The sequence below is a fragment of the Streptomyces anatolicus genome (assembly GCF_019400875.1).
In the GTDB taxonomy this organism is placed as follows: Bacteria; Actinomycetota; Actinomycetes; order Streptomycetales; family Streptomycetaceae; genus Streptomyces; species Streptomyces anatolicus.
Window position 1 is genome coordinate 1 of sequence record NZ_WMBF01000236.1, and the last position, 9,618, is coordinate 9,618.

Annotated in this window: 10 protein-coding genes; 1 reads left to right on the plus strand and 9 read right to left on the minus strand. The window is 71.8% G+C overall.

The window, feature by feature from the left end:
* Window positions 1-139: 139 nt before the first annotated feature.
* From GKQ77_RS20255 to GKQ77_RS20265, 3 genes are all read right to left on the minus strand, one after another.
* Entirely contained in the window at window positions 140-412 is a 273-nt protein-coding gene (locus GKQ77_RS20255) for a DUF8847 domain-containing protein (protein WP_219690339.1), read from the minus strand.
* 24 nt (window positions 413-436) lie between these two features.
* Window positions 437-1,162: a TetR/AcrR family transcriptional regulator gene (locus GKQ77_RS20260; RefSeq protein ID WP_219690340.1), complete on the minus strand. Its 726-nt coding sequence runs from the start codon at window positions 1,160-1,162 to the stop codon at window positions 437-439.
* Between the two features lie 150 nt (window positions 1,163-1,312).
* A complete protein-coding gene (locus tag GKQ77_RS20265; protein WP_219690341.1) occupies window positions 1,313-2,251 on the minus strand; it encodes an AurF N-oxygenase family protein in 939 nt (312 codons plus the stop codon).
* Window positions 2,252-2,376: 125 nt separating this feature from the next.
* On the opposite strand from GKQ77_RS20265, the gene GKQ77_RS20270 reads away from it, so the two are divergent.
* Window positions 2,377-3,486: a ferritin-like domain-containing protein gene (locus GKQ77_RS20270; RefSeq protein ID WP_219690342.1), complete on the plus strand. Its 1,110-nt coding sequence runs from the start codon at window positions 2,377-2,379 to the stop codon at window positions 3,484-3,486.
* A 43-nt stretch (window positions 3,487-3,529) separates the two neighbouring features.
* On the opposite strand, the gene GKQ77_RS20275 is transcribed toward GKQ77_RS20270, so the two are convergent.
* The 6 genes from GKQ77_RS20275 to GKQ77_RS20300 all read right to left on the minus strand — a co-directional run.
* Window positions 3,530-4,999: a peptidoglycan D,D-transpeptidase FtsI family protein gene (locus tag GKQ77_RS20275; protein WP_219690343.1), complete on the minus strand. Its 1,470-nt coding sequence runs from the start codon at window positions 4,997-4,999 to the stop codon at window positions 3,530-3,532.
* A complete protein-coding gene (locus GKQ77_RS20280) occupies window positions 4,996-6,360 on the minus strand; it encodes an FtsW/RodA/SpoVE family cell cycle protein (RefSeq protein ID WP_219690344.1) in 1,365 nt (454 codons plus the stop codon). Before GKQ77_RS20280 ends, GKQ77_RS20275 begins: the two co-directional genes overlap by 4 nt.
* An 88-nt stretch (window positions 6,361-6,448) precedes the next feature.
* Window positions 6,449-6,817: an SH3 domain-containing protein gene (locus GKQ77_RS20285; protein WP_258021623.1), complete on the minus strand. Its 369-nt coding sequence runs from the start codon at window positions 6,815-6,817 to the stop codon at window positions 6,449-6,451.
* 94 nt (window positions 6,818-6,911) lie between these two features.
* Window positions 6,912-8,216: an ATP-binding protein gene (locus GKQ77_RS20290; protein WP_219690345.1), complete on the minus strand. Its 1,305-nt coding sequence runs from the start codon at window positions 8,214-8,216 to the stop codon at window positions 6,912-6,914.
* Window positions 8,213-8,935, minus strand: coding sequence for a hypothetical protein (locus GKQ77_RS20295; protein WP_219690346.1), 723 nt, complete (start codon window positions 8,933-8,935; stop codon window positions 8,213-8,215). The genes GKQ77_RS20290 and GKQ77_RS20295 overlap by 4 nt, the downstream gene beginning before the upstream one ends.
* Window positions 8,936-9,006: 71 nt before the next feature.
* On the minus strand, window positions 9,007-9,618 hold a 612-nt coding region (locus tag GKQ77_RS20300), incomplete at its 5' end, for a class F sortase (RefSeq protein WP_308117727.1).

Genomic DNA, 9,618 nt, shown 5'->3' on the forward strand with positions numbered 1-9,618 from the left:
GCGGGCGGCCGAACCGGGTCACTCGTCCAGGGGGTGGCGGCGTGGGGGGTTGCGTTGTATCGCCGCGGGTGCTTCGTGGTTGCTCGCGCAGTTCCCCGCGCCCCCTACGGGGCGCTTCTGCGGGTGGCGGCGTGGCTGCTCAGGGCTTGTTCGGCTTTGACCAGGGCCATTTCAGGCCGCCGTCCTTGTCGCCCTCCGGGGCGTACTCGTACTGCCACCTCGGGGTGAGCGTGTGGCGTTTGCCTGTGGGTGCTGGGGCGCGGCGGTAGACCAGGATCGTCGGGGGGCCGCCCGCGTCGTCCGGGACCGGGACGCGGTAGGTCTTCGGGGGGTGGCCGGTCGGGCCGAGCAGGATGGGCAGGACGCGGCCGTCCAGGGGGCCACCCACGAAGGGGGTCTCTTCGCTCTTCACACCACCAGTGTCACACCACGCGCGTCACAGCAGGTGAGCCGCGTCGGCCAGCACGGGCAGCACGCGCCGCGTGAGGGAGCCGACGGGGCCCTCCCGCGTCTCCAGGCCCAGCGCCCACCGCACGACCTGCGCCGTCTGCGGGTCGCGGCCCGCCGTCGCCACGAGCACCGCCATGAACTGCTCCACCAGCATGTCCCGCAGGTCGTCGAGCGGCGGCTGCTTGTCCTCGTCGAGCCAGATCAGCGAGGCCGCCTCCACCGCCGTGATCCACATCCGTACCGTCATGCGCAGGCGCGGGCCCGGGTCCGGTACGCCCAGGTGGGCGAGGATGTGGTCGGCGGCCGCCCTGCGCACGCCGTCGACTATCGCCGTGGTCCGGGAGGTCTCCACCACGCTGCCGCCCTGGAGCAGCGCGCTGAACCCCGTGTCGTGCTCGTCCACGAAGGCCAGGTACCGGTCGAGCGCGCGGGAGAGCCGCTGGGTGAGCGGGCCGTCCGGGGGCTCGGCGAAGCACTGCTCCAGTTCGTCGGCGGCGGAGCGCAGCGCGGCCTCGTACAACTGCTGCTTGCCGCCGGGGAAGTAGCGGTACACGAGTGGCCGCGAGACGCCGGCGGCCTCGGCGACGTCGTCCAGGTTGACCTCCTCGGGCGCGCGGTGTGCGAAGAGGGAGAGCGCGGAGTCGAGCAGCTGCCGCCGCCGCGCCTCGACGCTCAGGCGGCGGTACGCACGCGTACTGGCAGGCGAGGTCATGCCTCGCAGCGTAACTCGCCCCGCGCCCTTTCAGGGGCGCGGGGAACTGCGCGAGCAACCACAAACGCCCCGCAGGCGAACGCGATACCGGCACCACCCCAGGGGCGCGGGGAACTGCGCGAGCAACCACACGCGGCCCGCGGCCAAACGCTACGCCAGCAACCCCGAGGACCTCCAGAGCCGTCGCCCGACACCCCGCATCACGCCAATGTCATCCAAGAAGTCAGTCAACCGCTTCGCCCCCGTCTGCATGACCTCCCGCCGGTGCCCGCTCGCCCGCACCTGCGCCACCGCCTCGCGCCGGTCGAGGCCCACGTTCGTATAGACGGCCGGGTTCACGAACGCTATGGAGAAGACCCGCGCCGCCTCCCCGCAGCTGAGGCGGGTCAGTTCCCGCTCCCAGCGCGGTGCCGTCACCATCTGGCGCCGCAGCTCCTCACGGGCGTACCGCACATGCCGCGCCTCCTCCACCACGTGGATCCGCGTCACGCCGCGCACGAGCGTCTGGACCCGCTCGTCCGGGAACGTCAGCCGCTGCATCCAGTCGAGTATCTCCTCGCCGAGCAGCGTGCAGGCGAAGGAACCCGGCGTGGTGGAGACCGTCTTCAGCACGCGCGCGAGGTTGTGGTTGAGGCGCGTGACGGGGTACGTCGGCGCGCCGCCCTTCTCGATCATGCGCGCGAACATCATCGAGTGCCGGCACTCGTCGGCGATCTCGGTCAGCGCGTACCGGACATGCGCGCTGGTCACCGGCTTGTCGTAGATGTGCCGCACGAGCAGCTGCATCAGGATGATCTCGAACCAGATGCCGAGCGAGGCGAGCGAGGCGGCCTCGTGCCGGGCGAGGTCCATCCGCTGCTCCTCGGACATCCGCTTCCACAGCGGGGTGTCGTAGAGCGAGACCAGCTCCGGCGGCCAGAACCACTTGCCCTCCTCGACGGGGGCGTCCCAGTCGAGTTCCCTGTCGGGGTCGAAGGAGTGCTTGGCGGAGGACTCCAGGAGCCGGACGGCCACCTGTTCCCGGTCCTTGAGCAGGCCGAGCGCGTCCCGCAGACCCTGGAGGGAAACGTCTTCCGTCACGGTCGTCATGACTGTTCCTGACTTGTCGCGGGTTACCAGCGGTCACCTCTTATGAGACTGCCTGTCAGCAAGACCGTCAATCCCCCGTGCACGACTTGTTGACCCTGTGTCCAGGAGCGTGTGAGCCTGCCCATATGTCGACGCATGAGCTTTACACCAGGCCCCCTGGTGAGCCCAACTGGCAGGTTCCGTCGGCCGGTTCGGCCCGCCTCAGCTGGGAGTACGACGAAGGGCGCGACCGTCTCCTCGCCCTCTACCAGAAGGGCAAGGACAAGCAGTGGGACGGCGCCAAGCGCATCGACTGGGAGCTCGAGGTCGACCCGCTCGACCCCCTCGGCACCCCCGACGAGTCCCTGTCGCTCTACGGCACGCCCCACTGGGCGAAGCTGACCGAGAAGGACAAGGGCGAGCTGCGCAGGAGCTACGCCTCCTGGCAGTTCAGCCAGTTCCTCCACGGCGAGCAGGGCGCGATGGTCTGCGCCGCCCGCATCGTCGAGTCGGCGCCCGACCTCGACGCGAAGTTCTACTCCGCGACCCAGACCATGGACGAGGCCCGGCACGCCGAGATCTACGGCCGCTTCCTGCACGAGAAGATCGGGATGCTCTACCCGGTCAACGACAACCTCCAGTCGCTCCTCGGCGACACCCTGCGCGACTCCCGCTGGGACATGCCCTACCTCGGCATGCAGGTCCTCATCGAGGGCCTGGCGCTCGCCGCGTTCGGCATGCTCCGCGACACCACCGACAAGCCCCTGCCGAAGCAGATCCTCGCGTACGTCATGCAGGACGAGGCCCGGCACGTGGCGTTCGGGCGGATGGCGCTGCGCGACTACTACAAGCAGCTCACCGACGCGGAGCTGCGCGAGCGCGAGGAGTTCGTCATCGAGGGCTGCTATCTGATGCGCGACCGGCTGCGCGGCGTCGAGGTCCTTGAGGATTTCGGCATCCCCACGGCGCAGGCCGAGGAGTACAGCGAGCAGTCCGAGTTCCTGGCCCTCTTCCGCCAGCTGCTGTTCAGCCGCATCGTCCCGTGCGTCAAGGACATCGGCCTGTGGGGCAAGCGCCTCCAGCAGGCCTACGTGGACATGGGCGTCTTCGAGATGGGCGACGCCAACCTCGACCAGCTCATGGCCCAGGACGAGGAGGTAGCCGAGAAACTGGACGCGGAGCGCTTCGCCGCGGAGGAGGGCGAACGGGTCGCCGAGGTCCACGCCGCGATCGCGGCGGGCGGGGCGCCGGACTGACCAACGCGGCGGCATGCGCCGGCCACTCGATGGACGGGCAACCTCACCGCGCTCCGCCGCCGCTGAGCACCGCCTCCATCACCGCCCTCGCGATCGGCGCCGCGCTGCCGCCGCCGCTGATGTCGCCGCGGTCCGCCGACGCGTCCTCGACGACCACCGCCACCGCCACCGAGGGCTCCGGATCGTCGGCGCCCTGGGCCCAGGAGACGAACCAGGCGTACGGCGTACCGGCGTTGTCGACGCCGTGCTGGGCCGTGCCCGTCTTGCCGCCCACCGTTGCCCCTGGGATGGCGGCGTTCGTGCCCGTGCCCTTCTCGACGACCTCTGTCATCAGCTCGCGCAGCCGCGCCGCCGTCCCCGGGCTCATCGCCTGGCGCAGGGTCCTGGTGCCCGTGGAGTCGAGCACGTCACCGTCGGCCGTGGTCGTCCTGTCGACCAGGTAGGGCGACTTGACGGAACCGCCGTTGGCGACGGCCGCCGAGACCATCGCCATCTGCAGGGGCGTCGCCCGGGTGTCGAACTGGCCGATGGAGGAGAGCGCGAGCTGCGCCTTGTCCAGGGAGGTGTCGAAGTTGCTGGCCGCGACGGACGACGGGATCCGCAGGCCGCGGTCGTTGAAGCCGAAGTCCCGCGCGGTGCCCACCATCGCCCCCAGGCCCGTGTCGACCCCGAGCTTGGCGAAGACCGTGTTGCACGACCACCGGAAGGCGGTGCGCAGGGAGGCGTCGACGCAACCGTCCACCTCGTTGGTCAGCTGGGTGCTCGTGCCCGGCAGGGTGTACGGGGCGGGGGACTTGGTCGGCGCGTCCAGATCGGTCACGACGCCCGCCTCCAGCGCGGCCGCCGCCGTGACCACCTTGAACGTCGAACCGGGCGGATAGGTCTGGCGGATCGCGCGGTTCAGCATCGGCTTGCTGGGCCAGCCGTTCAGCTCGGTCCAGGCGTCCGCCACCGTCCGGCTGGTCCCCGAGAGCCGTTCCGGGTCGTACGAGGGCGCGCTGACCAGCGCCAGGATCTTGCCGGTCGCCGGCTCGATCGCCACCACCGCGCCCCGCTTGCCGCCGAGCCCGGCGTAGGCGGCCTGCTGCACCGCCGCCCTGATCGTCGTCTCGACCTTGCCGCCGGGGTTCTGCGCGCGCGTGACGTCGTTCCACAGGGGCAGCGGGGCGAGCATCGGATCGGTGCCGGAGAGGATGTCGTCCTCGGCGTCCTCCAGGAATGAGGTGCCGTACACCTGCGAGGCGAAGCCGGTCACGGGCGCGTACAACGGCCCGTTCCTGTACGTACGTTCATAGCGCAGCTGCTCCCCGGTGTCCTTGGAGCCGGTGATGGGGCGCCCGTCGACCAGGATGTCGCCGCGCGGCTGCCCGAAGCGGGCGATGGCCTGGCGGCGGTTGGCGGGGTTGTGGTCGAGGGAGTCGGAGTCGACGACCTGGACGCGGGTGGCGTTGACGAGCAGGGCGAGCAGCAGCAGCGCGCAGAACGCGGCGGCGTGCCGGATGTACCGGGTCACTGGGCCACCTCCCCGAGCGGCTGGCCGCGGGCCGAGTCGCTGACCCGGATCAGCAGGGCCACGATGATCCAGTTGGTGACGACCGACGAGCCGCCCTGCGCGAGGAACGGCATCGCCATGCCGGTGAGCGGGATGAGCCCCATGACGCCTCCGGCGATGACGAAGACCTGGAGCGCGACGATCGAGGCGAGCCCGACCGCGAGGAGGCGCCCGAAGGGGTCGCGCAGGGCGAGGCCCGCGCGGTAGCCCCGCTCGACGAGAAGGGCGTAGAGCAGGAAGATCGCGCAGAGCCCGGCGAGGCCCAGCTCCTCGCCCGCCGTCGCCAGGATGAAGTCGGACTTGGCGGCGAAGCCGATGAGGATGGAGTGGCCGAGCCCGAGCCCGGTGCCGAGCATCCCGCCCGCGGCGAACGCGAAGAGGGACTGGGCGAGTTGGTTGGGTCCGTCACCCGCGTCGATGGAGGCGAAGGGGTGCAGCCAGTCCTGGACGCGGCTGTGCACGTGCGGTTCGAGCGAGCCGACCGCGAACGCGCCGAGCGCGGCGAGCAGCAGGCCGACCGCGATCCAGCCCAGGCGGCCCGTGGCGACGTACAGCAGGATCACGAAGAGGCCGAAGAAGAGCAGCGAGGTGCCGAGGTCGCGCTCCAGAACGAGGACGCCGACGCTCAGCAGCCAGATCGCGACGATGGGCCCGAGGACGCGCCCGGTCGGCAGCTGGAGGCGCCGCAGCCGCCACAGGGTGCGGCCGGTGTAGGCGAGCGCGTGGCGGTTGGCCGCGAGGTAGCTGGCGAAGAAGACCGCGAGCAGGATCTTGGCGAACTCGCCCGGCTGGATGGAGAACCCGCCGATCCTGATCCAGATCCGGGCGCCGTTCACCGCCGGGAAGAAGATCGGCACGATCATCAGGATCAGCGCGGTGACGACGGAGAGGTAGGCGTAGCGCTGGAGGACGCGGTGGTCGCGCAGGAAGAGCACGGCGGCGGTGAAGAGCCCGACGCCGACGGTCGACCAGATGAGCTGCGCGGGCGCGGCCTCGTCGTTCGGGGTCTCCAGGTCCAGGCGGTAGATGAGCACGAGGCCGAGGCCGTTGAGGAGGACCGCGATCGGCAGCAGCAGCGGATCGGCGTAAGGGGCGCGGAAGCGGACGGCGAGGTGCGCGAGGAGGGCGAGCACACCGAGCCCGGCGCCGTAACCGGCGGCGCCGGGCGGGATGGTGCCGTTCTTGGCGAGGCCGACATCGCAGTAGCCGTAGACGGACAGCAGTACGGCGACGATCAGCAGGGCGAGCTCGGTGCCGCGGCGCCGGGGGACACGGACGGCGGGGACCGCGGGGGGTGCGGAGCCCGCTCTTGTTCCGGTCATGCCGGGAACGTAGCAAGCATCCCCCCCTCAAGTCCGCTTATGTCGTCTATGTCGGCCGAGCCATGCGGTGGGGCGTCGGGGCTGGGCGTCAGCACCAGCGCGGTGCCTTCCCGAGGGTGGCGATGTAGTTCGCGGAGCCCCAGGCCCAGGTGCCGTCGGTGAGCAGGTACCAGAGGTTGGTGCGGCCCACGTGGCCGCCCTTCGTCTTGCAGAAGATGGTGACGACCTTGCCGTGGGGGACATGGCGCACCACCCGGCCGCCACGGGTCGGGGTGTCCCTGAGCAGCAGCCCGGACTTGGCGGTCACCCGGCCCTTGTAGACGGGCGGGTGCTTGTCGGTGGCGTCCAGGGCGGTGGCGTCCAGGGCGGCGGCGGGGCCGGTGACGGTGAGCGCGGCGAGCGCGCTGCCCGCGGCGAGTATGCCGAGCCGGGCGACGGTGGTCCTTCTCGGGGGCATGGGGCCTCCTCCGGGGAGTCGGGTCGGACGGCTCATGACGGATACTCAAAGGCCGCAATTCACACTTAAAGCGACACGATGGGCGCGCACAAGCTCACGTACCGCTTTCGGGCCCCTGCGCCTCGTCCTCGTCCCCGCACTCCTCGAAGGGCAGCCGCAGCGTCGCCACCGCCCCGCCGTCCGGCGCGTTGCCGAACGTCAGCCGGGCCCCGAGGACCGCCGCCTGGCCGAGCGCGATGGTCAGCCCGAGCCCGTGCCCCTTGGTGGTGCCCTCCGTACGGAAGCGCTGCGGGCCGTGCTCCACCAGGTAGTCGGGGTAGCCCTCGCCGTGGTCCCGCACGGTGACCACGGGCCCGTCGACGGTCACCAGCACCGGCGCGCGCCCGTGCTTGAGCGCGTTGGCGACGAGGTTGCCGAGCACCCGCTCAAGGCGCCGCCGGTCGGTCTCCACGCAGACATCGCGTACGACGACAAGCTCCGTCCCCTCGCCGGAACCCCGCACCACACGCTCCGCCAGTGGAGCGAGGTGATGGGCGTCCAGATCCACCCGCTCGCTCTTCGCGTCGAGCCGGGAGATCTCCAGCAGGTCCTCGGTGAGCGTGCGCAGCGCCGCCACCCGGTCCCGCACCAGCTCCGTGGGCCGGCCCGGTTCGAGCAGTTCGGCCGCCGCGTGCAGCCCGGTCAGCGGCGTGCGCAGCTCGTGCGCCACGTCGGCGGTGAACCGCTGCTCGCTCAGGAGTTTGCCCTGGAGCGAGGAGGCCATGGTGTCCAGCGCCCCGGCGACCGCCGCCACCTCGTCCTGGTGCCGGGTGGGGCCCTTCGTGCGCGGGTCGTTGACGCGCGCGTCGAGGTCGCCCGCGCTGATCCTCCGGGCGACCTGCGCCGTCTGGTGCAGCCGCCGGGTCACCCGGGTCACCGCGAACGCGCCGACCAGCAGCGTCGCGCCGATCGCGAGGACGGAGGAGCCGAGGATCGCCCGGTCGAGCCCGTCGATGGTGCGGGCGCCCTGGGCGTAGTCGACCTGGACGGCGATGGCGCGGTGCCCGTCGGCGGGGCCCGCCGCCCACATCGTCGGCCGGGACTCGTGGGCGGCGACCATCGTGCCGCGCTCCCCGCTCAGCGCGAGCTCGCGCAGCGCGCCGGGCAGGCCCGGCGGGTCCACGCCCGCGCCGGGTCCGAGCCGGTCGCCCGCCTCGTAGCGCTCGGTGACCTCCGTGAGACGGTCCAGGGCCCGCTCGCGGGCCTGGCCGACGGTCTGGTTGGTCACCGAGACGTGCACGAGCATGCCGAGCAGCGCGGCAAGCGCGCAGCACATGACCGTGATGAAGACGGCCGCCTTCCAGGTCAGCGTCGCCGTCCAGGCGGGAAGCCGCGGCCCGCGCGGCTGTCGGTGGCTCATCGGCCGGCGCTCGTGGAAGGGGCGGGCCGGGGCGTCTTGCGGCGTGGCGCGTTCCCGGAGCGGACGATCTCGTCGCGCTTGGGCAGCATCGTCTTCTGGTGCGAGTCCCATGACCAGACCGTGTGGTACTCGTACCCCGGCAGGCTGGAGACCGCGCGGATGATCAGGTCGCGCCCGGCGAGCTCCACGCCGAGCACGGCGTCGCTCATCTCCATGATCTGTGTCAGCCGCCGCTCCTCCTCGGCGTAGACGCGGATGTCGAGGTTGTCGTCGGGCGTCGAGACGCCGACGATCAGGTCGTCCTTGCGGTCGCCGGTCAGATCGCGGTAGTACGCCTTGAGGACCGGGCACCGCTCGCGCGCGCCGGAGTCGTCGTCGGCGCAGTCGTCGAGCCGCTCGACGGTCTCCCGGTACGAGGCGTCCGAGGGGTCGTACGTCCCCGGGTTCTGTTCGAAGTCCGCGCGGACGACGTCGGCCGGGTCCACCTTGCGCAGATCGCCGCCGGGCACCTTGACGCCCGTGACCCGCACGCTCTCTATGGCGCCGTAGTCCTCGGCGGGCGCGGACGGGGGCGGCAGGTCGGGCCAGAGGTGCGTGGGGCCCTGGGCGGTGGGCGTCGCTCCGGCGCCGCGCAGCCCGCCGGGGTCGCCGCAGCCGCCCGCCAGCACGGCGGCGAGGGCCGCGAAGGCGCCGGTGAGCGCGAGCCGGCTGCGGTTCACTGCACTCCTGCCTGCCGCGGGGCGCGGCCTGTCGTGGCGCCCGGCGCGCTGTCAGGACTCCAGGTCGGCTGTCAGGACACCAGGTCGGCGTAGAGGATGATGTTGTCAGACCGGTGGCCGCCGACGATCGGCCCACCGCAGGTCAGCAGGCGCAGCTCCGGTCGACCGGTCGCCCCGTACACCTTATTGGTGGGGAAGTCCTTCTTGTCCACCTGCTGGATCTCCCGCACCTTGAACGTCGCCGTGCTGCCGTCCGCGCGCGGCACCTCCACGGTGTCGCCCACGTCGACCTTCGCGACGTTCCTCATCAGCGCGGGGCCGTTCGCGGTGTCGTAGTGCGCGACGATCACGGCGGCGCCCTTCTCGCCCGGCGTGACCCCGCCCGTCCACCAGCCCGGCTCCTCCGCCTTGTCCACCGGCGGCACCTGCAGTTCCTGGTCGGCGTCGACGCCGAGGTCGAGCATCGAGGTCGCGTCGACGCCCGCCGCCGGGATCCGCAGGCCGGTGGGCCGGGACTTCTTCAGCGGGGCGGTGGCCTGCTTCGCCTGGGCGGTCGCGGCGTTGTTCACCTTCACGTCCGGGGCCGTATCGCTCTTGCCGCCCTGGCCGCAGGCGATCAGGCCGATGCCGAGGGCGGCGGTCAGGGCCGCGACGGCGGCGATGCGGCCGGTGCGGGGTGGCCG